The organism is Streptomyces justiciae, assembly GCF_015163075.1.
GTDB classification, from domain to species: Bacteria; Actinomycetota; Actinomycetes; order Streptomycetales; family Streptomycetaceae; genus Streptomyces; species Streptomyces justiciae.
Window position 1 is genome coordinate 97,265 of the sequence record NZ_JADDXU010000015.1, and the last position, 24,053, is coordinate 121,317.

The following is a 24,053-nucleotide window of genomic DNA, read 5'->3' on the forward strand; positions in this document are numbered from 1 at the left end:
GCGAAGTCGCCTGGAGGGGGTGGGTCCGACTTCTTGAATCGACCGCAGATGCTCGGTCATTCAGCCGAAGCTCCGTCCCGCAGCGGGCTTCGGGAAGCGGGCCGGGCGGAGTTGTACGCATGTCTGATTGCCCGGGGCGACGCGTTGTTCGAGTTGTGCGACGCCTTGGTGCACGGACGGGTCGGTGCGGACGCTCGGCGATCTGACGCTCGCCCCGGAGCACCGCCGCGGGCACGGGGTCCTGGTGTCGACGCCGTTGCTGAGGGCTGCGGACGGTCGGGGTGAGGGCAAACAGCAGATGGTGCCCGGCTGGGCGTATGCGATGGTGGCCGCGGTGGCCACCGTCCAGATCCGCGAGGTCGTCGAGGCCGGCCCGGCCTCGTCGCCCAGCGGAGGTTCTGGCCGGGCGACGGGCTGCTCCCGCCGATCTTTCGGCAGGCGTGGGGCCACCGCCCCTTTCGCAGGGAAGGGGACAGCCTGAACCTGGTGTCCCGGGGCCGTGCCTCCCGGCCCGTGACCGCCATCTCTCCTGCGGTCGCTGCTACGGCTGCCGAGTCCCGTGTGCCGACCATGAACGAGAGGTCACATTCCTGTCTGTCACCCAGCCGTCCGAATCCGAGGGCGAGCCGATGAGATGCCCTTCAGACGGGCCGGGGGAGCTGTTGCACCGTATGGCGTAGCAAATCGAGGCCTCAGGTCTTCCGGCCCCCTGGACTAGGCAGTGGGGAACCCGCCGTCGACCCGAAGGAAGGGCGTCCCATGACCAACACCCTCGCTATCGACTTCACCCAAGGCCTGAATGACGCGTGGTCGAAGATCGCGACGTTCGTGCCGAAGCTGATCGGTTTCCTGGTCGTTCTCGCCATCGGCTGGTTCGTGTCGAAGGCGATCGCCAAGATCCTCGACCGGGTACTGCGCAAGGTGGGCTCCGAGCGCCTGTCCGAGCGAGCGGGTACCGCGCGGATGCTCCAGAACTCGACGTACGACCTGACCGGCATCATCTGCAAGGTCGTGTACTACGCGTTGATGCTGATCACGCTGCAGCTCGCCCTGGGAGTCTTCGGGCCGAACCCGGTCAGCTCGACGATCAATGGCATCGTCGCCTGGCTGCCGCGCGGCATCGTCGCCGTCGTACTCGTCGTGGTGACGATGGCCATCGCCAACGCGGTCCGCACGATCGTCCAAGGCGCCCTGTCCTCGGCGTCCTACGGCAACACCGTCGCGACCATCCTGTGGGGAGCGATCGTCGCCCTCGGCGTCATCGCCGCGCTCAGCCAGGCCGGCATCGCGGAGAACGTCGTCCAGTCGCTGCTGGTCGCGGCGCTCGCCACCATCGCCGGCATCCTGATCGTGGGTGTCGGTGGGGGCATGATCACGCCGATGCGGCAGCGTATGGAACGCATGCTGACGGCGGCCGAGGCGGAGACGCAGCGGCATCGGGGCGGCGCGACGGCGTATCAGGCGGGCCGTGAGGACGCGATGCGTCACCAGCCCTCGGGGGAGCGGACCCAGATGGGCCGTGACATGGGGGACCCGGGCACCGGCATGGACCGTCCGACGGGTATGTGACGCGTGACCCGGAACCGCCGGCGGCCCGATCCGAGCGGGCCGCCGGCGGTTCCGCGTCTCGGCCGGTGGGGTGCCGGCGCTTGCACGGCGGGCCGGGATACCTGGGCTCAGGTCAAACCGTTGGCGCTGCTGGAAGGGTCGCCGTATTCATCGTCCGCGGCCAGGAGGTCGTGGCGCAGGGCGAGCCAGCTGATGGCGGTCAGACGACACACGGCGTAGTCGTGGCCGACCGGCTCGCGCCAGTCCATCTCTTCAAGGGCGTCGAGAAAGCCCAGGGCGTAGTCGGTGAGGACGTCGCGTGGCGGCGGCGGGGGAAACAGCCCGCTGTGGGCTGCCGACAGGCGATCACGTATCTCGGCGACATGCTGGTCCACGGCGGCCGTGAAAGCAGGCTCGAATGCGAACTCCGCGAATCGCGGTTCGAACGCGCTGCTGATTTTGGCCAGAGGGGACATGCGGGCAACCGTAATTGTGGCTCGTGGGAATCAGGCACTGCGAGAGCCATGATGTGTGTCACGTGCGGCATGGAACCGGCCGGGGGCGTTTCCAGCGCGACAATGCGCGCTTCGTCGAACTCGTCGGCGATTCACTGATGGTGCGGCGATGTGCGGTAGTGCTGGCGCAGCAGCTCCCTGCCGCAGCGATTGCCGTTGGGTGTCCGGAGGGCGGAGGGGCGTGAGGCTGCCGCGGACCGTCGGCCCCGGTCTTGCCGTACGCCACTCAGTCGTCCGGCTGGCCGACAGTCGACCTCGACGCCTGCGACGGGGCTGTGGACCCTCGCGCCGCATGAAATCGCGGCGTTGTGGCTCCGGGATCGGCGGAGGTGGCCGAGCGGGCAGTCCTGCTCATCCCGCACCGCGGCGGCGCGGCCGACCAGGTCGGGCTGCCCGGCGGCTACCGCGAGATCCTGGGGATCGTGCGGGAGGCGGATGGCTCGGTGCAGGTCAGGGTGGTCGGCGAGCGGCTGGGGCTGGATGCCTCGGTGCACGGCAAGCTGGAACCCTTGCGGGCGAAGATGACCAAGCTCGCCGCCCGGGGCTGTCTGCACAAGCGGGGCGAGGTGCGGTTCACGGCACGTCCGTGGGCGCGCGGAGCGGGTCTGTGACTGGCGGGCCGCCGACGGCAATGGGGATCGCCCTCCTGCTGGAGCACTAACGGCCGCTGAAGAAGTCGGTGAGGGCGGCGGCGATGGCCTTGGGCTGCTCCTCGGGGATGTAGTGACCGGCGTCGGGCACGATGACGCCGGTCACGTTCTCGGCCCATGGGCTGATGGAAGCCGCCATATCCGGGATCGAGCCGTGGCTGCTGGAGATTCCGAGGACGGGCGTGGTCAGTCGGCGTTGCTCGAGTGCTGCGCGGTTCTTGCGCGCGGACTCGGCGGCCTCGCGGTAGTACGCGAGGCCGGCGCGCAGGCCGCCATCGACGGCGAGGGCCGCGCCGTAGTGGTCGAGCTCTGTTTCCTCGAACGCGTCGGGCGCGAGGGACTTGGTCTTCAGGAACCAGGTGATGTACTCCCGCTCGCGGCCGGCTATCAGCGTCTCGGGAAGATCGGGCACCACGTGGAACGCGAAGTGCCAGGTCTTGAACGCCAGAGCCGGGTCGAGAGGAATCGCTTCGGGCATGGTGATACCGGGAATTCCGGCGTCGAGCAGCGCGACCCCGTGCAGTCGGCTCTCGTGGTTCAGGGCGAGGGAGAAGGCGACCCAGGCGCCGATGTCGTGCCCGGCGAGCCAGTAGTTCCGTACGCCGAGAGCGTTCACGGCGGCCTGGATGTGCGCGGCGACCGTGTGGGTGTCGTAGCGGAGTTCCGGGTGCTCGGAATTGCCTTGGCCCGGCCGGTCGATCGCGATGACCCGGAACCGGTCGGCGAGAGCAGGCATGACCTTTCGCCAGGCCCACCACGTCTGCGGGAACCCGGTGAGCAGGACGACGGCCGGTCCGTCCGGCCGACCGCCTTCGACGGCGTGCAGGCGGACGCCGTCGGCGTCAACCCAGTGGTGCGTGAATCCGGCCAGGTCATGCAGGGGCAGGCCGGGGACGGGGTTGGTCATGGGAATCCTCCATCGAGGCGGGTGGACCGTGATGCGACGCTAGCACATCTTGAACTGATTAGTTCAAGATGAGAGGATGGGTCGCATGGCAGGCAAGAAGCAGTTCGACATGGACACGGTGCTCGACGCCGCGATGATCCAGTTCTGGCGCTCCGGCTACGCCGACACCTCGCTCGACGACCTGTCCCGGGCGACCGGCCTGAACCGCAGCTCGATCTACTCCTCGCTCGGCGACAAGGACGCGCTCTTCCTTCGCTGCCTGGATCGCTACGCCACGCGCTACGGCGACAAGTTCGACGCGGCCCTCTCGTGCGCGGCCGAGGACCCCGTCGCTGCCGTCCGTGCGTTCTTCGACGTCACCCTGGGGCGCATCGCCGACCCCTCCGTGCCCGACGGATGCCTGATGGCCCAGTCGGTCATGGCGAGTCCCGCGCTGAGCCCGAGCGTCGCAGCGCACGTCAAAGAGTTGTTCGGCCTACAGCGCCCGCGCCTGCGCACCGCGCTGAAGGCCGGCGGAATGTCCGACGAGAACGCCGAGGACTTCGCCGTACACGTAGCGGCCGTGAACCAGTCTCTCGCGGTGATGGGCAGGGCCGGGTCGAGCCCGGAGCAACTCCGGGCGATCGTCGGGGTGACCGTCGACGCGCTCGCGCGGGCGCTGAGACCGGTCGGATAGCTGGCATATCAAGCCGGATACCCGATCCGGGCAGGGTCCGCGGCCGTCGCTACCACCTGGGCTCGCTGCTCGCGTTGTGCCTGGTCGCCGTACTCGGCGGAGGCACGTCCCTGGCCGCCATCGCCCGCTTCTCCGCCGATACGACTCCAGCCTGCGCGAACAACTCGGACTCGCCTCCAGCGCACCGAACGCCTGCACACTGGGACGACTCCTCGCTCGTCTGGACGGCGACGCCTTGGACGACATCGTGGGCGCCTGGCTCGCCCGGCACGCAGCCGACCCGGTGGACGAACCCGGCGAGACACTGATCGGCCTGGCCGTCGAGGCAAGGCTGTGCGTGGATCCCGTACCGACGGCATGGCCGTCCACTTGCTCGCCGCCGCGCTGCACGGCGGCCAGACTGTGATCGCCCAGCGCCAAGTCGCCGCGAAGAGCAACGAGATCCCCGCGCCTTCGCCCCGCTGCTGGACCGGCTCGACTGCGCGGCGTCGTCGTCACCGCCGATGCGATGCACACTCCGTGATCGAGGGCCTTGGCAGCCGCACCACCCGGTCGCTGCGGATTCGTCTCGCCAGCCTGACAGGGCCCTGATGCGACCCGGCCCGCAGACGAGGGCGCCGTGGGAGATGTTCTCCGACCTGATGGATCTCGACGACGTCCCCCGGTCCGTCGCCGACCCGCTCGCCGGCATGGACGCCCGGTACCGGCTACGACCACCGGGTTCGTCGGCACCCTGTGCCCGGACATGAAGTTGACGCTGGAGCGGCCCGACCCGGACTTCGTCACCCCGGTGACTCGGTCGGCGGACCTGCGGCTGGTGCTCGACCTCGTCGACCGCGCGGAGGTCCGCATCGCCGCGGCCGCGTGGAGCGGACGGGTCAACACCGTCACCGCACGCGCGGATCGGGTGGACGTCGACGGGTTGCTCATCCGGCCCGACAGCTGTGTTGCCTGGGCCTTGCCCACCGGGCAGGACCTCGACGCCACCACGCTGGTGCGTGCGCTGAACACGTGGTTCGGCCAACCGGCCTGAGCAGCGCATTAACAGTCGTCTCAGGTTCGCTCCGTAGGAAGTCGGCGTCCAGGCAAGTGATGCAACCCGTGTGTAGGAGGCTAGTGATGGCAGTCGACGCAGCGCCGTCCGGGGGAGCGCCGGCCGGTCGGTTGGCAGGCCGGTGGGTGCCGTGGTTGGTGATCGGCTTATGGCTGGTGCTGGCGGCGGGCATGGTGCCGCTGAGCGGAAAGTTGAGCTCGGTCACCACCGACAGCGCCGTGGACACCCTGCCGGCCGGCGCCGAGTCCACCAAGGTGGCGGTGCTGGACGACCGTCTCCCCGGGGGTGACAGCAACACGTTCGTCTTCGTGTACCACCGCGCCGGCGGCATGACCGCCGCCGACCGCGCGACGGTCACGCGCCACTACAGCACCCTCGCCAAGCGGTACCCGCCGACGGAGACGGCGGCGACCGGCGCGGACGACGAGGGCTCACCGCTGAGCCTCTCCACCGACCGCAAGGCGATGATGTTCACCCTTGACGTGAGCACGGCCTACGGTGCGCCGGAGGAGATCGTCGGCCCGTTGCGTGACGCCGCGAAGGACCGCCCCTCCGGCCTGGAACTCGATGTGACCGGCCCGGGCGCGATCGACGGCGACATGGACGCCGTCTTCGACGGCATCGACGTGCAGGTCCTCCTCACCACCATCGTCGTCGTCACGCTCCTGCTCATCCTCACCTACCGCAGCCCGGTGTTGTGGATCATCCCGCTGCTGGCCGTGGGCGCGGCCGCACTGACCGCGATGGGGACCGTCTACCTGCTCGTCAAGGGCTTCGGCATCGTGGTCAACGACCAGAACTCGGCGCTGCTGACGATCCTGGTCTTCGGCGTCGGCACGGACTACGCGCTGTTGCTCATCGCTCGATACCGGGAGGCACTGCACCACCATGAGAACGTCCGGGTCGCGATGGTCCACGCGCTGCGCGGCGCGGCTCCGGCCGTCGTCGCGTCCGCGGCCACCGTGGTCGCCGGCCTGCTCTGCCTGCTCGTCGCGGACCTGAACAGCACCAGTGGGCTGGGGCCGATCGGTGCGGCCGGCATCCTGTGCGCGCTGGTGGCCATGCTGACGCTGTTTCCGGCGGTGCTCGTGGTGCTCGGCAGGCGGATCTTCTGGCCGGCCATCCCGCGGTTCAGCACGGCCGTGGAGGAGAAGCCGCGGCTGTGGGGGCGGCTCGGCGCCGCCATCAGCCGCCGCCGGTGGGTGGCGACGCTCGGCTCGCTCGGAGTCCTCGGCGTGCTCGCCCTCGGGCTGGCGGGCAACACCGGCGCCCTGCGGGAGCAGGACCAGTTCCTGTCCGCGCCGGAGTCGGTCACCGGCTTCACCGTTCTCCGCCAGCACTTCCCGGAGCTCGGCGGCCAGCCGATGACGGTCTTCACGCGGCCGGCGCACCAGAAGCGAGTGCTCGACATCGTCAAGGACACGCGCGGTGTGGCCCTGGCCATCCCGGAGCAGACCAGCGGTGGCTGGGCCAACATCTCGGTGTTCCCGAAGGACGCGCCGGACACCGCCGCGGAGTACGACACGATCAAGCGGGTGCGCACCGCCGTGCACGCGGTGCGCGGGGCGGAGGCGATCGTCGGCGGGCCGAGTGCGGAGAACCTCGACACCGAGGCGACCACCGAGCGCGACGAGAAGCTGGTGATCCCGCTGGTGCTCGCCGTCGTCCTGATCGTCCTCGGGCTGCTGCTGCGCGCGATGCTGGCGCCGCTGGTCCTGATGGCCACGGTGATCGTGTCGTTCGCCGCGGCCTTCGGCGGCAGTGTGTTCGTCTTCGACACGATCCTCGGGTTCAAGGGTGTCGACTATTCGGTGCCGCTGCTGGCATTCCTGTTCCTGGTGGCGCTCGGCGTCGACTACAACATCTTCCTGGCCAGCCGGGCCCGGGAGGAGACCGTGCGTCTCGGCACCCGAGAGGGCATGCTCAAAGCCCTCTCGGCCACCGGTGGCGTCATCACCTCGGCAGGCCTGGTCCTGGCGGCCACGTTCGCGGTCCTCGCCACACTTCCGCTGGTGATGCTGGTCGAGGTCGGGTTCCTGGTGGCGTTCGGCGTGCTGCTCGACGCCCTGCTGGTGCGGTCGGTCCTCGTGCCCGCCCTCACCCTGCTGATCGGCCGGCGGATCTGGTGGCCGAGCCGGCTGTCCCGCCCGGCGGCACAGCTGCCGGACGGTCAACAGCCGCTCGCCGACGACGAGGAGGAGGCCGCGCTGCAACGGTGAGTGCGGCGGCACGGACGAGATCCGGGACGGGGACCAAGGCCTGTCCCGGATTTCTTTCATGGGCCCGACGGTCACCGCCCTTTGATCCTGCGTCACACGCCAGGGCTGGAGTCAGCGCATCGCGGTGTCCTGCCCCGACGACGAGCCGCGCGGGGTCCTGTCCGAGACGTTCCTTGTCCTGCGGCATCCAACTGGGGCGGGTCAGTGGACCTCGGTGTCCTCCCCGGCGGTGAGCCGAGCGATCGGGGCGGGAGGGGCCGCGGCCGGAAGGTCGACCCGGAGCAGCGCGCCACCGCGTGCGGAGCGGGCGACGGTGGCCCGGCCGCCGTGGGCGTCGACGACCCGCTGCACGATCGACAACCCCAGACCGGACCCCGGCAACGCCCGGGCGCTGTCAGCACGGTAGAACCGGTCGAACACCCGCGGTACGTCGGCGGCGTCGATGCCCGGTCCGGCATCATCGACCTCAAGCACCGCCGACGAGCCCTCGGCACCGAGACGGACCTGGACCGGCTGGTACGCGGGGGACCACTTGCCGGCGTTGTCGATGAGGTTGAGCACCGCCCGCTCGAGCGCAGCGGGACGCCCGCTCACCCACACGGAGGTCACGTCGAGTGCGACCTCGATGTCGGGTGTGCGGGACCGTGCCCGGGTCGTGGCGGCCGCCACCACGTCGGCGAGGTCGAGCAGTTCGGTGTTCTCGTCGCTGACGTCACCGCGTGCCAGGTCGGTCAGTTCGGCGACAAGGGTGCTCAACTCGGCCACCTGGGCGCCGAGATCGTTGAGCAGCCGGGTCCGGCTCTCCGCGGGCAGTGCGCTGTCCAGGGTGCCGCGTCGATCGAGCCGGATCAGCAGCTCGACGTTGAGGCGCAGGCTGGTGAGCGGGGTCTTGAGCTCGTGGGCGGCGTCCTCGGCGAGCAGCCGCTGGGCCTGCCGGGAGTCCCGGAGCGCGGCGAGCATGTCGTTGATCGACTGGATCAGCCGCCGGATCTCCCCACCGCCCTCGTCCGGGATGTCGGCGTCGAGGTCCCGGGTGTGCGCGACACGTACCGCGGCGGCGGTCAGCCGGTCGATCGGTGCCAGCCCGGTCCGTGCCACGGTCCGCCCGACAAGGGCGCCGCCGATCACGCAGAGCAGCCCGATCAGCAGCATGCCGAACCCGAACCGGTTGATCGGGCTGTCGTCGGCGACTTGGGCCACCTGGACCGCGCCGCCGCCCACCCGCACCGTGTAGATGAGGTAGCCGTCCTCGTCGCTGTCGTTCGACTCCATCAGGTCGGCCGACGCGCCCTGCGCCACGCGCTCGGCGTTCTCGCTGACGGGGGGCAGCGCGGGTTGACCGGCCGGCGTCCGGGTCGAGCCGTCGGGCAGGATGATCCGCACCAGCCGACCGGATCCGGGATACGGCGGTAGCTCGACCTGCGCCAGACCGGCGCGCTGCGCGTTCGCGGCCATAACCCGGGAGTCGGCGCGCAGCTGGTTCTCGGCGCTGTCCTTCAGCTCCCAGCCCAGTAGTTCGCTGGCCACCTGGAAGGCCACGAACACGCTGAGCGCGATGGCCGTCGCCGCGATCACCGTCAGCCTGGCCCGCAGGGACCGCCGGCGCCACCATCGGATCAGCCGACGCGGTTCCCGGTCGGCGGGCCTGCTCACGGAGGCGTCTCCCGCAGCACGTAACCCAGGCCGCGCAGCGTGTAGATCAATCGCCGCTCACCCTCGGCCTCCATCTTGCGGCGCAGGTAACTCACGTACACCTGGAGGTTGTTGGCGGTGGCGCTCATGTCGAAGCCCCAGATCGCCTCGAACAGCGCGTCGCGGGTCAAGACACGGGTCGCGTTGCTCATGAGGACCTGCAGGAGGGAGAACTCGGTCCGGGTCAGGCGCAGCGGTCGCCCGCCCCGCCACGCCTCGAATCTGTCGGGATCGAGCCGGATGTCGGCGAACGACAGGATCTGCGACTCTTCGTCGGTCGGCGTGCGCCGGCGCAGCAGGGCCCGCACCCGGGCCAGCAACTCCTCGGTGGCGAACGGCTTGGGCAGGTAGTCGTCGGCGCCCGCGTCCAGCCCTGTGACCCGGTCGGAGACCTGGTCGCGGGCGGTCAGCATCAGCACCGGCAGATCCCGACCCGCGGCCCGCAACCGCCGGCAGGTCTCCAACCCGCCGAGGCGGGGCATCATCACGTCGAGGATCAGCAGATCCAGCGTGTCGCCGTCGGCCCCACCGATCCCGTCGAGCACGGCGAAACCGTTGGCGACGGTGCTGGTGTCGTAACCCTCGACCTGGAGCACCCGCTCCAGCGAATCCCGGATGGCCGCTTCATCATCCGCGATCATGATCCGCACGCCGGCCCGCTCCCTTCCAGTCCATGTTTTTGCCGCTCATTGTCCTCGATCAACCTGAAACCAGAATTAGAGCGTCGCTGGGGACCGCGCCCTTACGGATACCTGAGGGGAGGACCAGATGACCGGCATCGCACCCGGCAACCGGACAAGTACATCGTTCACGCCGGTCACGGGCGCTCGGCGTCCCGGGTGGCTCCCGCGCCTGCTTGCGGGAGCCGGCAGCGGGGGCGCCGCAGCCGCGATGGCCGCCGTGCGATGGCTGTGGTGGGCGAGATCATCACGGGGCGGGCGTGCTCGTTGCGGTGTCCGCTAACGCCGGCCGCTGCCGCGGGACCTCCGGGGGCGCGCCTGCCCGCGCGCCTGTCTGGTCAAGGTGTTGAGTTCGGGCTGTGTCCCGGTGACGGCGCATGGTGGCCCGTTCGGTAGTTGGGCACCATAGGCATGCCGGTTGCTTCCGGCGAACCACGTCGACCGGGGGGCTGCTGTGGGGCATGGAGTTCGGTGGACCGTGGTGGTTGTGTCCGCAGCAGGCGCCTTTGCGCTGCCTTGGGTCGCGCTGACGTTCGCGGGAGCCGAGCAGGACGCCGTTCTCGCCTTCGCGTCTTCGGCCAGTGCCGCGGTGCTCAGTGCCGGAGGGTGGTACGCGGCCCGTGAGCCCCGGTCAACGGGGCCTGAGCCGGCCCCTGTCCCCGGATCTGAGGGCACCATTGTTGTCGGACCCCTTCCCCGCGAGCCGCCCGGCTTCCAGGAGCGTGCCGAACTCCTCGAAGCAGTCGATCAGGCCATGGAGCAGCACCGCGTGGCGGTCGTGTGTGCCCTCACCGGCGGCCGGGGGGTGGGCAAGACACAGCTGGCCGGGGCCTGCGCCCGTTCTCGGATCGACGCCGGGTGGCGTGTCGTGGCCTGGATCGTGGCGGAGGAACCGGGCCAGGTCGTGGCCGGGCTGGACGAGCTTGCGGACGCCGCGGGCGTCAAGGGCGGCGTCCAGGACTCCGAACTGGCCGCCGCTGCGGCGCGGCGCTGGCTGGAGCAACTGCAAGAGCCTGCGCTGCTGGTGCTGGACAACGTCGTGGATCCGGACGAGGTGGCGAGGTGGCTGCCCCGGTTCGGCCCGGCCCACACATTGATCACCAGTACGGTGCGTTCCGTGGCCCACCTCGGCACCTGCGTGGACATTGAGGTGTTCAGCCGAAAGGAGGCCGCCCGCTTCCTACGGGAGACGACAGGGGTGGCGGAAGACGATGACGCCGCCCGCGATGCGGAAGGGCTGGCTGAGGAACTGGGGTGCCTTCCGCTGGCGTTGGCCCAAGCGGCCGCGGTGATCCGTGCTCAGAGACTGACGTTCGCCGAGTACCAGGAGCGGTTTCGCCGTCACCAGGTCGGGCAGGTGATGCGGCGCGTACCGGGCCAGCCCTATCCTCACGGGGCGGCGGAAGCTCTGCTCATGGCCATCCGGCAGGTGGAGACCGGTGATCACGCCCTCACCGTGGGCCGCGTAGTTGAGTTCATCGCGCTGCTGTCGCCCTCCGGCGTGTACCGGGAGGACCTCAAAACGGCCCTGGCAGACCGGGAAGCGGCCGAAGTCGACGGTGTGGTGGGGATGCTGTCCGAGGCCTCAGTGGTGAGCCTGAGTCTGGACGGCGATGTGATCCTGATGCACCGGCTGGTTCAGCGGATCATCCGTGATCGGCTGCTGCGGGACGGCCGCCTGGCCGAACGCGTTGTGGAGGCGGCCGAGGCCTTGCACCGGCTGCTGGGGCACGCGGACGACCGGTCGAGACGAGAGGCGGCGGACCGGGGGCTCACGGATCACATCCTCGCCCTGTGGGCAGCGGCCGAACCGCTCGGTGACGAGACCCGGCGCACCCTGATGGACCTGCACCGGGCCGCCGTAGCCTTGCTCGTCGACCGGGCCGAGGTACTGCGGGCCTGCAACCTGGGCATGGAGGTGCTGGCCGAGCACACGCGCCTTGCGTCACCAGAGGACGACAAGGTTCTCGGGGCGACGGCCGCGCTTGCCTACGCGTATCAGGTGGCGGACCGCTACGACCGCGCCATACCGCTGCGTGAACGATACGCGGCCGCCCACCGGGAGCGTTTCGGCCCGGACGACCCTCGCACTCTCAACGCGGTCAACTCCCTTGGCTACGTTTTGGAGGCGGCCGGGCGGCTGGACGAGGCGGAGGCCCTGCACCGGCGCAACCTGGCGGACAGCCTGCGGATCAACGGCCCCGATCACCAGACGACAATGTACGCCCAGGTCAACCTGGCCAGTACCTTGCGCTCCAAAGGGGAAAACGAAACCGCCCTGGCGCTGTTCGAGCAGAACCTCGCCGACAACGAGCGTGCTATGGGCCCCGACCACCCCTCGACCAACAACGCTCGCGGCGAACTGGCCCGCATGTATGAGCGGATGGGGCGCTACGCCGAATCACTCGCCCTGTACGAACAAGTTTTCGCCCATCTGACGGGCACCGGCCAAGAAGTCGGGCTGTGGTGGGGCCGCCACCGCGCCCGTGCACTGGTCAGTGCCGGCCACACCGATGAAGGCATCGCCGAGCTCAACCGCCTGCTTCGGCGCGCCGAACCCGAGCTGGGAAGCGACCACCCTGAGACCTTGTGTCTCCGTATCTTCCTCGCCCGCGCCCACAGCGCAGTCGGCCATCACGCCACCGCTCTGGCACTGTTCACCGCCTGCGCCCATGACCGTCAACGTGTCCTGGGCGCTGATCACTTCGAGACTCTCAACGCCCGCCGCAACCTCGGCTTGGCACTCCTGGCCGCCCGCAGACGATCCCGCGCGATCACCTGTCTCCGTGTCGTTCTCGCCGACTACGAGCGCGTTCTGGGCCCCCACCACCCCTACACCGCAAGTGCCCGCACCAACCTGGCCACCGCACAAGCCACCCCACCCACCTGGTCGCTTCGACGGCCCACACCCCCCACTCACTTGTAGAAAGGGGAAAGGCCCTGACGGAGTTCCTGCTGCTCACTGACGAGCGGCGCGCCCTTCATCGCCGCCGACGTCATCTACGTCCGAAGCAGCAGCCACCCGCGGAGACGGCCGGGATGCGCGGCAAGGAAGGTTCCGCGCTGGAATCGGGCTGCCCGGTTCTGCCGGAAGCGCCCGGCAAGTCGCGGCCTGTCGTCGTGGCCGGCGGGCCTCGTTATGACGCGGCGCTGATCCACAGCAGGCGGTCCACCGACTTGGCCCCCTCGGCTGCGCGTGGGGAGGTGTTGGTGGAGGTGACGTAGATGCCGTTCTGGTAGGGCAGTACGGCGCGGGCGCGCTCGCCGGAACTGAACAACGGTTCCATGCTCCGTCACCTGTCCGCCGGCGGCGGAGGAGGGGGGTGTCCGGCGCGGTATTAGTGGACGGTGAAGCCGCCGTCGACGGGAAGAGCCGTTCCGATGACGAAGCTGGCGCCGGGGCTGCACAGCCACAGAACGGCCGCGGCGACCTCGTCCGCACTCCCCAGGCGGCCGATGGGCTGCTCCTTGATGATCCCGGCCATGGCCTCGGCCTGGCCCTCGAGCATGCCGGCGACCATCGGGGTCTCGATGACGCCAGGACACACGGCGTTGATGCGGATGCCGCGGGGCGCGTACTCGACCGCGGCGCTGCGGGTCAGGCCGATGACGCCGTGCTTGGAGGCGTGGTAGGCGGCGCGCTCGGGCAGCCCGACGAGCCCGCCCAACGAGGAGCAGTTGACGATGGCGCCGCTGCCCTGCTCACGCATCTGGCGCAGCTCGTGCTTCATCGACGCCCAGACGCCGCGCAGGTTGACGGCGTTGACCCGGTCGAAGTCCTCGGCCGTCTCGTCGGCCGCGTCGGACGGATCTACCTGGATGCCGGCGTTGTTGAACGCCATGTCCAGGCGGCCGTACTCGGTCACTGCGGCCCGCACCGCCGCTTCCATCTGCTGTTCGTCGGTGACGTCGCCGACGACACCGAGCGCCTGCCCGCCGCTGCCGGTGATCTCTTCGGCGGCCTTGCGGACGGCAGTGGGGTCGCGGTCGACCAGGACCACGGCGGCGCCGGAGTCGGCGAAGGCACGGGCGGCGGCCAGGCCCATGCCGGAGGCGGCGCCGGTGACCAGGGCCACCTGCCCGGAGAAGTCGTAGGTGGGGTTCATGGTGTGTTCTCCTGTCGAGTCACATGGGGTTCCGCGGCCTGCCCAGGGTGTTCGAGGTCCCGGGCGAGGGCGGCTGGAAAGGGGGAGTCAGGCGGCCTGTCGCGGGGTGATCTCGACGGTCGCGGCCTGAGGGCCGGGGGCAACCATCGGCGGCAGGTACGGGCTGCCGGCGTATTTGGTGCGGTAGGCCGCGTCGATCTGTTCCGCGAGGGACGGGTCCGCGGCGGCGAACGTGACGTCGAAGGCGGAGCCGGCGGCGGTGATGCGGCCGGCATGCCGGCTCATCGCGGACTTGTACCAGCGGGAGTCCGGGCCGTTGTAGGCACGCACGAACAGGCGTCGGTCGACCACGACGGACCAGATCCACGTCAGGGTGCCGTGAGTGACTCCATCTGCCCGGAACGGGGCGATGTGAAGGTCATCGGCGGCGGCGATCCGGGCGATGTCGTCTGAGGACCAAGCGGTCATCTGGATCAGGGCTTCTTTCGTCTGTCGTCAGACCGTGCTCTCACACGGGGGAATTCGAGGTCGATGCGTTCGCGCGGGCAGCCGACATCGTGCAGTCGATGCGTTGGGCGCCCGGAGGGGGAGTGCGGGGTCAGGGCTTGAGCAGGGCCTTGATGGCGCGGCGCTCGTCCATCGCCCTGAATCCCTCCGCGACCTGATCGAGCGGGAGCGTGAGGTCGAAGACCTTGCCCGGGGCGATCTCGCGGTCCCAGATGAGTTGGATCAGCTCGGGCAGGAACCGGCGCACGGGAGCGGGGCCGCCGTGCAGGTGGACATTGGCGAAGAACAGCTCCTCGCCCGGCAGCTCCACCCCGTGGGCCACGCCCACGTATCCCACGTGCCCGCCGGGGCGGGTGGAGCGGATGGCCTGCATCATCGATTCCTGGGTGCCGACGGCCTCGATCACGCTGTGGGCGCCGTAGCCGCCGGTGAGCTCCTTGATCCTGGCCACGCCCTCGTCACCGCGCTCTTCGACGATGTCGGTCGCGCCGAACTCGAGGGCGAGCTTCTGCCTCGATGCGTGCCGCGACATCGCGATGATCCGCTCCGCGCCCAACCGCTTCGCGGCCAGCACGGCGAGCAGGCCCACAGCGCCGTCACCGACCACGGCCACGGTCTTGCCCGGCCCCACCTCGGCCGCGACGGCGCCGAACCAACCCGTTCCGAGCACGTCGGAGGCGGCCAGGAGCGAGGGGATCAGGTCGTCGTCCGGCATTCCGGGGGTGGCGACGAGGGTGCCGTCGGCCAGCGGCACCCGCAGGTACTCCGCCTGCGCCCCGCCCGCGCCGACGAACTCGGCGTGCACGCACCGGGACTGGTAGCCGGCCTGGCAGATCTCACAGGTGTTGTCCGAGGCGAAGAATGACCCGACGACGAAGTCACCGACCGCGATGTCCTTCACCTCGTCACCGATCTCGGTGACCACGCCGACGTACTCGTGGCCGGTCGGGGTCGGCTGGGCCACCTCGTTGATGCCGCGGTAGTCCCACAGGTCCGAACCGCACACGCAGGCGGCGGACACGCGGATGATCGCATCCGTCGGCGCGACGATCGTGGGGTTCTCGCGCTCTTCCACCCGGACATCGCCCGGGGCATGAATGACAGCTCCACGCACTTGCAGCATTCCTTTTCATACGGATCTTCTGGGGTGTCTCATCACCGTCCCTCGTCTCGCGGGCGACTGCCAGGCACTCTCAGGGACCCCCACATCGGGAACAGTCGTCCTAGCCTTGAGGCCATGGAGTTTCAGCAGGAGATCCGGGGCTTCCTCATGAGCCGCCGGGCGAGGATCACGCCTGAACAGGCTGGTCTGCCCTTCGTCGGAGGCAACCGTCGCGTCACAGGACTGCGGCGCGAGGAAGTCGCGATGCTCGCCGGCCTCAGCGTTGAGTACTACACCCGCATGGAGCGCGGGCAGCTGGGCGGCGCGTCCGAGAGCGTTCTCGACGCCGTCGCCCGTGCGCTGCAACTCGACGACGACGAGCGCGCCCACCTCTACGACCTGGCACGCAGCGTCGCCCCTGGCACGTCCCGCCGGCGCCCCAGGCCCACCTCGCCCATCACCGCGTCGGTGCAGCAGGTCCTCGACTCCATGAGCGTTCCCGCCGTGGTGCAGAACGGCCGCCTCGACGTTCTCGCGGCCAACGACCTGGGCCGCGCCCTGTACACCGACCTGTTCCCCGCCAGCAAGCAGCCACCGAACTTCGCCCGGTACGTGTTCCTCGACCCGCGCGCCGAGGCCTTCTACGACGACCTCGAGGAGGCGAAGAACCTGCTGGTCGCGATCCTGCGCGCGACGGCCGGGCGGGACCCGCTGGACAAGCAGGTGAGCGAACTCATCGGCGAACTCTCCACCCGCAGCACCGATTTCAGCACCCGCTGGGCCAAGCACAACGTGCGCCTCCACACCCGCGGACGCAAGGTCGTCCACCACCCGGTCGTCGGCACGATGGAACTCGCCTACGACGACTTCGCCCTGCCCGGCGACCCACACGTCACCATCACCACCTGGACCGCGGCCCCCGGAACACCCAGCGCAGACGCCCTCACCCTGCTCGCGACCTGGGCCGAAACGCAGAAACAGCCGCAGACCACCAGCGACGACGCACGCCGCATCCGCCCTCGTCACACGTAGGTGCGTTGCCCCGGCCGGTGAGTGCCGGCGCCGAACCGGTCGGGGCACGTCCGCCTCGGCCACGCACGGGCCTTGACTGCCTGGCAGTCCCTCGACGCGCAGCGCCTTCTCAGAGGCCATCTGCCACCGCCGCCCGGCGCGCGACTACGAGGCCTCAGCCATACATAGGTCCGCTCAACCGCCCAGCGTTTCGGGATCGGGGTGAAACCCCTGGTTCCTCGGGTGTGTTCGACTAGGCCCTCTCTTTCGGATCTTGTGAAAACGAAGCCCTGGGGCCTGTCGACGGGCGGCAGGGGACGTTATCCGGTGGCCACCTACTTCGCGGCGTCACTAGGGTCGCTGGAATGACACACACACTGTGGATCCCGCGACGATCACACCGGAGATGGCTGTTCAGATTCGCATGTGGCGATGCGATGAGGAGTACTCCTGGCGCGCTGTGGCTCAGGCCGTGTCTGACCTGTGGGGCTCCGAATGGGGCAGTAACCAGCTCTATGGCGAAGACCTCTGTGTGGCCGCAGCGAAGGCGCTGGGTGAAAATCCCTGCAGGGAACCGTGGAACTGACACCCGCCACGTGGGTTATGGGTGACGATCAGGCGGCCGCGCTGTCACTCGTCCAGGGGCCACCCTCAAAAACCGCAAACCCCGGGGCACTTACCCCGGGGTTTGGCGTCAACTCATCGGTCAGTGTGCCGGGACAGGGTTCGGCTCGGCTGCGCCGCGGCTCACGATCCGTTGAACAATTCCTGTACCTCGGGCGGAATCTTCTTGTCGGAGCGGAGGACCCTGAAGGCCTCCGCCTCTTCGGGAGATGACCCGATCGCAATGACCACGTCTGGAGAAATGCCGCTCACCGCATAGGCGTTCTCCGAGGACTCCGGCACTTCGGCGGCTCGGTCGTTGGTGTCACGGCATGCCGGACTCGTGGCGGTGCCGACCTTCTGTCCGACCTTGAACTCGACGTCCGTGAGCTTGATGTACGTGCGGCCTTCATAGGAGAAGTCGCTCGCACACACACTCTCGCCGCTGGACTCAGTGCCTTCCGAACCATCTGATCCGCACCCGACCGCGGTGAACGCGACGGCTGCCAGTCCTGCCGCGATCGCATGTCGTCCGACCCAGCTCATGGAGTCTCCCTAGTAGATGCTGCGAAGCCCCATGACGTCGCCCTTACCCAGTGTCCGCTTCTTTACTTCGCAGCGGTCCGCCTTGGTGTACATGGTGAGATTTGAATGCCCGGAGCCCACGTGGCCCAGACCGAAGACATGGCCGGCCTCGTGCGTGCCCGTGTTGAGAACATCGTGGTACAGGCCGTAGCAGGTGCTCGTCGGGTTCCTCGTGAAGTCGTAGTCCGCGATGTTGAACCGCACGTCCGCTTCCCGGAGGTCGTTCTTGCCGAGCGGGTTCGGCCATGTGCGCGCACAGGTCGCGGCGACTGTCCCGGCAGCCAGGTCACCGGCGTCCCACGTGCTCTTGCCGTCCCAGGAGGTGCACGTCCCGTGGTTGCTTATGTCCGCCTCGTACGTGGTCGTGCCCGCATAGTGACTCTTGGCGGGTACTTCGTCGGCGAGACCACAGTTGTTGGTGCTGGCCGTGATCCGGCCGATGGAGCCTTCGAAGTACTCCAGTGCTTGAAGGCGCGTCATGCCCGCGGGATAGGCCCCGTCCCCGAGGTACCAGTTGTAGATGCCGTACTCCTTGCGGTCCAGCGTCGAGTAGGCGCCGTCCTGGCACTCGCCGGGGGAGCTCGCGGCGTCCACCTCGCCCACCTCGAGACCGTCGGGTGTGGATGGTTCGGACACCGGTGCGTCCGATTCCTGTGTCAGATCTCCCGACGTCAGCCGCGGGCTCACGACATCGGCACGGTCTTCGCCTGCGGTGGACGACTCCGTGTTGGCCGTGGACAAGTCGTAGGAGACCTTGCCGTCCGCGGCGACGATCAGCGTGAATCCGTGCTCTGTACCGTCTTCGGACAGGGCGTCGATGCTCACGGCGGTGTCGGCCTCCGGCATCTCGATCCCGGTGCCGTCATAGGTGACGACAAGGCCTTCCACGTCGCAGATGTGTACGTTCAAGCCTGACGGCAATTCGTAGACCGACAGCTCGTCCGCGGTCGGACATATCGGTATCGCGCTCGTGCCGGCCTGTGCGCTGCCGCCGACGGCAGCGAGCGACGCGGCCAACGCGAACGCCAAGACGGTTCTGCCTACGAGCCCTGGACGACGTCCAGCCACTCTCCCACCCCCCAGTGATCCGGTCCCTTGGCACGGGACCTTTATCGAACTGGCATTCTGGCGCCACTTGATCGCGGCCGGAAAGGGCGATTCTCAGCCACAGGTCCGGATTGGCGCAGGCGGGCGGCCTCACGTGACGACTCGTCAACGACTGTGGCTGGCACCAGAGTTGGCTTCCCGACGGCTGGCTCCATGTGGGCAGTCCGCATCGGGGCTCGGATCTCGGTGACCGGGAAAGCGCCAGCCGTTCGTCCGGCTGTGGGTACGCCGGTACTCCTGCGACCCCAAGAGCTGCTGCCGTGCGGTCACCCCAGACACAGCACCAGCAGACACACCTGCGTCGGCGACGTCGATGCCGGTGCGGAACCGGAGCCGTCGCTGGAACCGGTCTGGGAGGTGCCCGAGTCTGTGCTCTCGGCGGTGGCGGGCGCCGTGGGCTGCCCCGCCGCGGAGCCGACGGGGTCGTGATCACTGTCGTCGGAAGAGGAGGCGGTGTTCTGCGGCTGCGGAGTCGAGGCAGTAGTCGGGGCGGGGGACGCGGTGGCGTGCGGCCGGGCGATCGGGGGTGTGGTGCTGGGCGGGGTAGCGGGAGGCTGCCGCCTGGGGGTGCCGGAGGCCGGAGACCCCGCCTCGGAGGTGTCCAACGACGGGTGCGGAGTGGGCGGCGTGGATGCCGGGCGGGCGTGTGTGGGCGTCTGCTCCTCCAGGGCGCCCATGTGCTCCTGGTCCGGTGCTGTGGCCGCCCTTGCCCGATCGGGGGAGTGCCCGTCCATCGCGGCGATGGTCAGGCCGCCTCCGACGAGTGCGACGGCGGTAGCGACCGCTGCCCGCCGTTTGTTCTTCTTCCAGCGGGCCAGTTGGCGACGCCGGGCGGCTCGCCCTTCGCGCACTACGGGCACGTCCCCGCCGTCAGCAGAGGGGGCGGTGTACGGGGCTACGTCCCAGTCGGGATGGTGTTCCTCCTGGCCCCGCGGGGGACCGTCGTGCCATGTGTCGGCGACCGAGGGATCACGGATCGCATGTGCGGCCGGTGCGCTGTCAGTTGGCGCCTGGATTGTCGCGGGCCACACAGTGACACGGCCTGCTGCGGGCGGAGCGATGTCCGGGGCGTACGCGCCGCACCCGGGACACACCAGGGCGCCGTTGAGATGGCGACGACACGTGGAGCAGTAGTCCATCTGTGGTGTTCCGGTCTTCCTGGGTCGGTCGGCTGTGCCGTCGGCCCGCCAGGCCACGGCCTGTGCGCGTTCGCACGGGAGGTCGGCCAGCAACGGTAACCAGCCTCTTGAGCACCTGTGTGCTGCCTGTGTGATGCTCCTGCGCGGATTCTCCGAGCATCGCCCACAAGCCCTCGACCGGCGCCGGACGCGGCCGAACGGCGGGAATTGCACAGGTCGGTTCGCGGTCAGTCGCGGCTGAGGCGTGCGGCTGCTGCGATGCCCGATGAGTAATGCCGTCATGCCGGGTCTACAGCACAGTTGAACAAGTCTGGATCGAAACCACAGGAGGTCGAAGTGGCCGCATCCGTGCTCGACATGTCGATGTCACTCGACGGATATATCGCCGATCCCAACGATTTTCTGGGCGGCGACGATGGCGAACGACTGCACAAGTGGGCCGGCCCTCAGGACGAGTCCGGCCTGCTGTCCGGGGCGGCCGCGCAATTCGAGGACGAATGGAACTCAGCCGGTGCGGTGCTCGCGGGACGACGCACTGCCGAGCTCATGGACCACTGGGGCGGTGATCACGGTGGTCTCCCGATCTTCGTGCCCAGCCACCGGCCGCCCGGCCCCGCCGCCCGTTGGGGCTATCCGCTGGTGACCTACGTGACCGATGGGATCGAAAGCGCGATGGCACAGGCCAAGGCCGCCGCCGGGGACAAGGACGTGCAGGTGCGTGGCGCCTACACGGCGCAACGGGCGCTTGAGGCCGGGGTGCTGGATGAGGTGCAGATCCATCAGGTCCCGGTGCTGCTCGGCGAGGGCCGTCGCCTGTTCGACGTCTTGTCGTCGCAGATCGAGTTGGAGATCATCCGGGTGATCGACACGCCGGAGGCCACTCACATCCGCTACCGCGTCCGTCGCTGAGCCAGTCGACCAGCACGTTCTTGGTTGTGGTGGGTCGAGGTGCGTTGTCGCATCGGATCATGCGTACGCGGCACCTCGCCCGGCCCCATCTCGGTGCGGATGCAGGCCAGCGCACCGATAGGCATTCCCGCGATCCTCATCCCACGCTGAAGGTGTGCCCTCCACGGGTGGCCGGCGTCTTGGGCGTGGAGCCGGTCGGCGAGGCCATGCCGTACAGCCGTGTTCAGCGTGGTGACGCGGCCGGTGTACCGGAAGTGCCCTCGTCGCCGTAGCGGCACAACAACGCGGTCGTGGGTGCGTGTGGGCTGCCGGTGGCCGTGCCGGCGATCGCCTCTGGCGTGCCGCGCGTATTGGTGGGGTGTTGGTTTTCGGGGGTTGCAGTGTTCGCCTCGCCTGCGGGGCGGCTGATACGTGTGGTGCTCGACTTCAGCCGCTTTGCCGGCGGGCACGCAGATCGGCCCAGTGGTGCAGGCGTTCGCTGATCTGGGCTTCGTAGCCGTTGTGCGTGGGCTGGTAGTACGTCTCGCGGTCCATGCCGTCGGGGAAGTAATCGGCGCCGGAGAAGCCGTCGGCGCTGTCGGGGTCGTACTGGTAGTCCTTGCCGTAGCCGAGGTTCTTCATCAGCCGGGTCGGGGCGTTGAGGATGTGGGCGGGCGGCATGAGCGAGCCGGTGTGCCGGGCGGATCGGTGTGCGGCGTTGAAGCCGCGGTAGACGGCGATGGATTTGGGGGCGGTGGCGAGGTAGACGACGGCTTGGGCGATCGCCAGCTCGCCCTCGGGGGAGCCGAGTCGCTCGTACACATCCCAGGCGGCGAGTGCCTGCTGGACGGCGTGCGGGTCGGCCATGCCGATGTCCTCGTTCGCGAAGCGGACCAGTCGGCGGGCCACGAACAGCGGGTCCTCGCCACCGTCGAGCATGCGGGCGAACCAGTACAGGGCCGCGTCCGGGTCGGAGCCGCGCATCGACTTGTGCAGCGCGGAGATGAGGTTGTAGTGGCCCTCCTGCGCCTTGTCGTACAGCGGCGCGCGCTGCTGGATGTGCTGGGCGAGCCCGGCGGTGTCCAGGGCGGTCCCGGTGTCGGGGAGGACCTGGAGCTGTTCGGCCATGTTGAGGAGGTAGCGGCCGTCGCCGTCGGCCATGGCGATCAGGGCGCGGCGGGCGTCGTCGTCCAGGGGCAGACGGTTGCCGGTGAGCTGCTCGGCGCGGTCGAGGAGGGTGGACAGGGCGTCTTCGTCGAGGCGTTTGAGGACGAGGACCTGGGTGCGGGAGAGGAGGGCGCCGTTGAGTTCGAAGCTCGGGTTCTCCGTGGTGGCGCCGATCAGGATGACGGTGCCGTCCTCAACGTAGGGCAGGAAGCTGTCCTGCTGGGCACGGTTGAACCGGTGGATCTCGTCGACGAACAGCAGGGTGCCCTGGCCGATGCCGCGTCGGCTTCGTGCGGCGGCGAAGACCTTGCGCAGGTCGGCCACGCCGGAGAAGGTGGCCGACACCGGTTCGAAGGCCAGGTTGCCGACGTCCGCGAGGAGCCGGGCGATGGTCGTCTTCCCGACGCCGGGCGGGCCCCACAGGACTGCGGAGCTGAGGCGCTGCCGGGCGACCATGCGGCCCAGCGGGGCGTCCGGGGCCAGCAGGTGGTCCTGCCCGACGACTTCGTCCAGCCGGGTGGGACGCAGGCGGTCGGCGAGGGGCCGGGCGGGCTCCTCGCCGAAGAGCGGCAGGGTCGCTTCGGTCGGTTCCATCGGTCTTTCGGGTCGCTGGCGTACGGGTGCGGACATGACGAGCCTCGCACGGGGCACTGACATTGATGCCGCTACCTCAGGTTCAGGCGTCGACTCAGCCGCTCGTGGAGAGGTTCGTGGCGGTCATCGAGCCCCGGGGCGGTCGCGTCGTGGCAGTCGCTCGACGGCCAGGTCGTAGGAGTCCTCGACCACGTCGGTGACCAGCCGCTCGGTGATGCCGGGACCTGCCCCGAGCGAGATCCAGTGCCGTTTGTCGAGGTAGCGGCCCGGTGTGATCGAGGCGTGGTCGTGCACGTACGTGCGGGCGTGTTCGGGTTCGCACTTGACCGTGATGATCTGCTCGTCCGGGGCGTCGGTGACGATCAGGAACACCTTGCCCGCGACTTTGTACACATCGAGTCCTGGGGTGAAGGGGTAACCGTGGCTGACGCCGGGGAGGGCCAGGGCGGCCCGGCGGGCGGTGTCCTGGAGCCGGTCGCCGGCCGCGCTCACCGTGCCGCCCGCGTGCCGGTGCCGTGGGTGTGCGGGTCCACGGGCCGCTCCGCCGTGGGCAGGTGGGCGACGACGAGCCGGTAGGAGTCGGTGACGAGTTCGTCGACCAGCTTCTTGTCGACGTCTTCCCGGCCCTCCAGAGTGATCCAGTGCCTGTGGGGTCCGGGTAGTTGCTCCGCGCAGTCGGCGGCGGTCTTGTGCGGGGTCGGGCCGTTCATGGGGCGAGCCTTGTCGGGTGGTGACGGACTGTGGCATCGAAGGGGGCGCAGGGCGCGCCGCGCGAGCGCGGCGGCACGTCCCATCCTTGCGTCGAAGCCGACGGGAATGGCGGTAGACCGCGGACACATGATGGTCGACGGGCGACACTCCGAGCCGAGTGGCCAGGCTGGACCCGCTGCGGTTGCGCTGTACGTTTCCAGCCCCCGGTCGGCAACCGTACGGCCTGGAGGTGAAGACCGTCGAGGACTTCTCCGTCCAGCACTGCGACTGGCCGTGGAACCCGCCCCGTCCGGGCCATGCCACCGTCCCCTACCTCATCGCGGTCACCGAGGGCGAACTGCGGCACGACGTCGACCGTGTCACGCGGGCCGTCGCCCCGGCCAGTGGCTGTGGTGGGTCCCGCGCACGCGGCGGCTTGCGGTGGGTGGCGAACACCGGGCCGCGCGCTGTGCTCCGGCTTTCAGTCCGGCCACCGAGTCCGGCCCGTCAGTCGTTTGCCGCACCGCTGCTGCTCGCCCCGTCGGCAGCTGACACGGCCGCGCGTGAGTCGGGGTGCTCAAGTGGACGGTCGTTCTCCTCGGGTGTGCCGCGG

Annotated in this window: 23 protein-coding genes and 1 pseudogene; 9 read left to right on the top strand and 15 right to left on the bottom strand. The window is 69.3% G+C overall.

What is annotated here, in order from left to right; translation table 11 throughout:
- The first annotated feature begins 759 nt into the window (after positions 1-759).
- Complete coding sequence (locus IQ210_RS34095; protein WP_194083047.1) at positions 760-1,569, top strand: mechanosensitive ion channel family protein; 810 nt, start codon at positions 760-762, stop codon at positions 1,567-1,569.
- Between the two features lie 107 nt (positions 1,570-1,676).
- On the opposite strand, the gene IQ210_RS34100 is transcribed toward IQ210_RS34095, so the two are convergent.
- Positions 1,677-2,024 (bottom strand): DUF6401 family natural product biosynthesis protein, encoded by a 348-nt coding sequence (locus IQ210_RS34100; RefSeq protein ID WP_194083048.1) that lies wholly within the window; start codon positions 2,022-2,024, stop codon positions 1,677-1,679.
- Between the two features lie 368 nt (positions 2,025-2,392).
- Between IQ210_RS34100 and IQ210_RS34105 the strand changes: the two genes are divergently transcribed.
- On the top strand, positions 2,393-2,674 hold the full coding sequence (locus IQ210_RS34105) for a hypothetical protein (protein ID WP_194083049.1): 282 nt from the start codon (positions 2,393-2,395) through the stop codon (positions 2,672-2,674).
- 46 nt (positions 2,675-2,720) lie between these two features.
- Here IQ210_RS34105 and IQ210_RS34110 read toward each other — a convergent pair whose 3' ends face one another.
- Entirely contained in the window at positions 2,721-3,620 is a 900-nt protein-coding gene (locus IQ210_RS34110; RefSeq protein ID WP_194083050.1) for an alpha/beta fold hydrolase, read from the bottom strand.
- Between the two features lie 85 nt (positions 3,621-3,705).
- On the opposite strand from IQ210_RS34110, the gene IQ210_RS34115 reads away from it, so the two are divergent.
- From IQ210_RS34115 to IQ210_RS34135, 4 genes are all read left to right on the top strand, one after another.
- Positions 3,706-4,296 (top strand): TetR/AcrR family transcriptional regulator, encoded by a 591-nt coding sequence (locus IQ210_RS34115; protein ID WP_194083051.1) that lies wholly within the window; start codon positions 3,706-3,708, stop codon positions 4,294-4,296.
- A 235-nt stretch (positions 4,297-4,531) separates the two neighbouring features.
- Positions 4,532-4,702 carry a hypothetical protein gene (locus IQ210_RS34125; protein WP_194083052.1) on the top strand — a complete coding sequence of 57 codons (171 nt, stop codon included), beginning with the start codon at positions 4,532-4,534 and terminating at the stop codon, positions 4,700-4,702.
- A gap of 213 nt (positions 4,703-4,915) precedes the next feature.
- Positions 4,916-5,329, top strand: coding sequence for an aromatic-ring hydroxylase C-terminal domain-containing protein (locus tag IQ210_RS34130; RefSeq protein WP_407699732.1), 414 nt, complete (start codon positions 4,916-4,918; stop codon positions 5,327-5,329).
- Positions 5,330-5,415: 86 nt separating this feature from the next.
- Positions 5,416-7,569, top strand: coding sequence for an MMPL family transporter (locus IQ210_RS34135; RefSeq protein ID WP_194083054.1), 2,154 nt, complete (start codon positions 5,416-5,418; stop codon positions 7,567-7,569).
- Positions 7,570-7,770: 201 nt separating this feature from the next.
- Here the strand turns inward: IQ210_RS34135 and IQ210_RS34140 are convergent, their stop codons facing one another.
- Both IQ210_RS34140 and IQ210_RS34145 read right to left on the bottom strand, forming a co-directional pair.
- Entirely contained in the window at positions 7,771-9,222 is a 1,452-nt protein-coding gene (locus IQ210_RS34140; RefSeq protein ID WP_194083055.1) for a HAMP domain-containing sensor histidine kinase, read from the bottom strand.
- Positions 9,219-9,911, bottom strand: a complete 693-nt coding sequence (locus IQ210_RS34145) for a response regulator transcription factor (protein ID WP_322657319.1) — start codon at positions 9,909-9,911, stop codon at positions 9,219-9,221. Before IQ210_RS34145 ends, IQ210_RS34140 begins: the two co-directional genes overlap by 4 nt.
- 517 nt (positions 9,912-10,428) lie before the next feature.
- On the opposite strand from IQ210_RS34145, the gene fxsT reads away from it, so the two are divergent.
- Positions 10,429-12,867 carry an FxSxx-COOH system tetratricopeptide repeat protein gene (fxsT, locus tag IQ210_RS47990; RefSeq protein ID WP_194083056.1) on the top strand — a complete coding sequence of 813 codons (2,439 nt, stop codon included), beginning with the start codon at positions 10,429-10,431 and terminating at the stop codon, positions 12,865-12,867.
- Between the two features lie 211 nt (positions 12,868-13,078).
- Here the strand turns inward: fxsT and IQ210_RS34155 are convergent, their stop codons facing one another.
- The 4 genes from IQ210_RS34155 to IQ210_RS34170 form a co-directional block, all read right to left on the bottom strand.
- Positions 13,079-13,228 carry a hypothetical protein gene (locus IQ210_RS34155; protein ID WP_194083057.1) on the bottom strand — a complete coding sequence of 50 codons (150 nt, stop codon included), beginning with the start codon at positions 13,226-13,228 and terminating at the stop codon, positions 13,079-13,081.
- A gap of 51 nt (positions 13,229-13,279) precedes the next feature.
- Positions 13,280-14,047 carry an SDR family NAD(P)-dependent oxidoreductase gene (locus IQ210_RS34160; protein WP_194083058.1) on the bottom strand — a complete coding sequence of 256 codons (768 nt, stop codon included), beginning with the start codon at positions 14,045-14,047 and terminating at the stop codon, positions 13,280-13,282.
- A gap of 87 nt (positions 14,048-14,134) precedes the next feature.
- Positions 14,135-14,515, bottom strand: a complete 381-nt coding sequence (locus tag IQ210_RS34165; RefSeq protein ID WP_194083059.1) for a DUF2255 family protein — start codon at positions 14,513-14,515, stop codon at positions 14,135-14,137.
- 130 nt (positions 14,516-14,645) lie between these two features.
- Positions 14,646-15,668 (bottom strand): zinc-dependent alcohol dehydrogenase family protein, encoded by a 1,023-nt coding sequence (locus IQ210_RS34170; protein WP_194083060.1) that lies wholly within the window; start codon positions 15,666-15,668, stop codon positions 14,646-14,648.
- Positions 15,669-15,791: 123 nt separating this feature from the next.
- Here IQ210_RS34170 and IQ210_RS34175 point away from each other — a divergent pair, with 123 nt between their 5' ends.
- Positions 15,792-16,688, top strand: a complete 897-nt coding sequence (locus IQ210_RS34175) for a helix-turn-helix transcriptional regulator (protein ID WP_194083061.1) — start codon at positions 15,792-15,794, stop codon at positions 16,686-16,688.
- Positions 16,689-16,843: 155 nt separating this feature from the next.
- Here IQ210_RS34175 and IQ210_RS48540 read toward each other — a convergent pair.
- From IQ210_RS48540 to IQ210_RS48650, 4 genes and pseudogenes are all read right to left on the bottom strand, one after another.
- A pseudogene (locus IQ210_RS48540) lies at positions 16,844-16,933 on the bottom strand (IS5 family transposase); the annotation flags it as partial.
- A 481-nt stretch (positions 16,934-17,414) separates the two neighbouring features.
- The gene (locus IQ210_RS34180) at positions 17,415-17,816 is read right to left on the bottom strand and encodes a DUF6281 family protein (protein WP_194083062.1); all 402 of its coding nucleotides are present in this window, start codon (positions 17,814-17,816) and stop codon (positions 17,415-17,417) included.
- A 9-nt stretch (positions 17,817-17,825) separates the two neighbouring features.
- On the bottom strand, positions 17,826-18,884 hold the full coding sequence (locus IQ210_RS47495; protein ID WP_228048917.1) for a zinc metalloprotease: 1,059 nt from the start codon (positions 18,882-18,884) through the stop codon (positions 17,826-17,828).
- A gap of 344 nt (positions 18,885-19,228) precedes the next feature.
- Positions 19,229-20,383, bottom strand: coding sequence for an SCO2400 family protein (locus tag IQ210_RS48650; RefSeq protein WP_456115067.1), 1,155 nt, complete (start codon positions 20,381-20,383; stop codon positions 19,229-19,231).
- Positions 20,384-20,437: 54 nt separating this feature from the next.
- On the opposite strand from IQ210_RS48650, the gene IQ210_RS34195 reads away from it, so the two are divergent.
- Positions 20,438-21,010 carry a dihydrofolate reductase family protein gene (locus tag IQ210_RS34195; protein WP_256785415.1) on the top strand — a complete coding sequence of 191 codons (573 nt, stop codon included), beginning with the start codon at positions 20,438-20,440 and terminating at the stop codon, positions 21,008-21,010.
- A gap of 426 nt (positions 21,011-21,436) precedes the next feature.
- Here the strand turns inward: IQ210_RS34195 and IQ210_RS34200 are convergent, their stop codons facing one another.
- The 3 genes from IQ210_RS34200 to IQ210_RS34210 form a co-directional block, all read right to left on the bottom strand.
- Positions 21,437-22,750: a replication-associated recombination protein A gene (locus IQ210_RS34200; RefSeq protein ID WP_194083064.1), complete on the bottom strand. Its 1,314-nt coding sequence runs from the start codon at positions 22,748-22,750 to the stop codon at positions 21,437-21,439.
- A gap of 123 nt (positions 22,751-22,873) precedes the next feature.
- Positions 22,874-23,242, bottom strand: coding sequence for an MmcQ/YjbR family DNA-binding protein (locus IQ210_RS34205; RefSeq protein WP_194083065.1), 369 nt, complete (start codon positions 23,240-23,242; stop codon positions 22,874-22,876).
- Positions 23,239-23,460, bottom strand: a complete 222-nt coding sequence (locus tag IQ210_RS34210; RefSeq protein ID WP_194083066.1) for an MmcQ/YjbR family DNA-binding protein — start codon at positions 23,458-23,460, stop codon at positions 23,239-23,241. The genes IQ210_RS34205 and IQ210_RS34210 overlap by 4 nt, the downstream gene beginning before the upstream one ends.
- Between the last annotated feature and the right edge of the window lie 593 nt (positions 23,461-24,053).

Bases quoted from the DNA above. Each gene is read 5' to 3' on its own strand.
- IQ210_RS34095 (WP_194083047.1), top strand. From the start codon at position 760: ATGACCAACACCCTCGCTATCGACTTCACCCAAGGCCTGAATGACGCG.
- IQ210_RS34100 (WP_194083048.1), bottom strand. From the start codon at position 2,024: ATGTCCCCTCTGGCCAAAATCAGCAGCGCGTTCGAACCGCGATTCGCG.
- IQ210_RS34110 (WP_194083050.1), bottom strand. From the start codon at position 3,620: ATGACCAACCCCGTCCCCGGCCTGCCCCTGCATGACCTGGCCGGATTC.
- IQ210_RS34115 (WP_194083051.1), top strand. From the start codon at position 3,706: ATGGCAGGCAAGAAGCAGTTCGACATGGACACGGTGCTCGACGCCGCG.
- IQ210_RS34135 (WP_194083054.1), top strand. From the start codon at position 5,416: ATGGCAGTCGACGCAGCGCCGTCCGGGGGAGCGCCGGCCGGTCGGTTG.
- IQ210_RS34155 (WP_194083057.1), bottom strand. From the start codon at position 13,228: ATGGAACCGTTGTTCAGTTCCGGCGAGCGCGCCCGCGCCGTACTGCCC.
- IQ210_RS34160 (WP_194083058.1), bottom strand. From the start codon at position 14,047: ATGAACCCCACCTACGACTTCTCCGGGCAGGTGGCCCTGGTCACCGGC.
- IQ210_RS34165 (WP_194083059.1), bottom strand. From the start codon at position 14,515: ATGACCGCTTGGTCCTCAGACGACATCGCCCGGATCGCCGCCGCCGAT.
- IQ210_RS34175 (WP_194083061.1), top strand. From the start codon at position 15,792: ATGGAGTTTCAGCAGGAGATCCGGGGCTTCCTCATGAGCCGCCGGGCG.
- IQ210_RS34180 (WP_194083062.1), bottom strand. From the start codon at position 17,816: ATGAGCTGGGTCGGACGACATGCGATCGCGGCAGGACTGGCAGCCGTC.
- IQ210_RS48650 (WP_456115067.1), bottom strand. From the start codon at position 20,383: ATGACGGCATTACTCATCGGGCATCGCAGCAGCCGCACGCCTCAGCCG.
- IQ210_RS34200 (WP_194083064.1), bottom strand. From the start codon at position 22,750: ATGGAACCGACCGAAGCGACCCTGCCGCTCTTCGGCGAGGAGCCCGCC.
- IQ210_RS34210 (WP_194083066.1), bottom strand. From the start codon at position 23,460: ATGAACGGCCCGACCCCGCACAAGACCGCCGCCGACTGCGCGGAGCAA.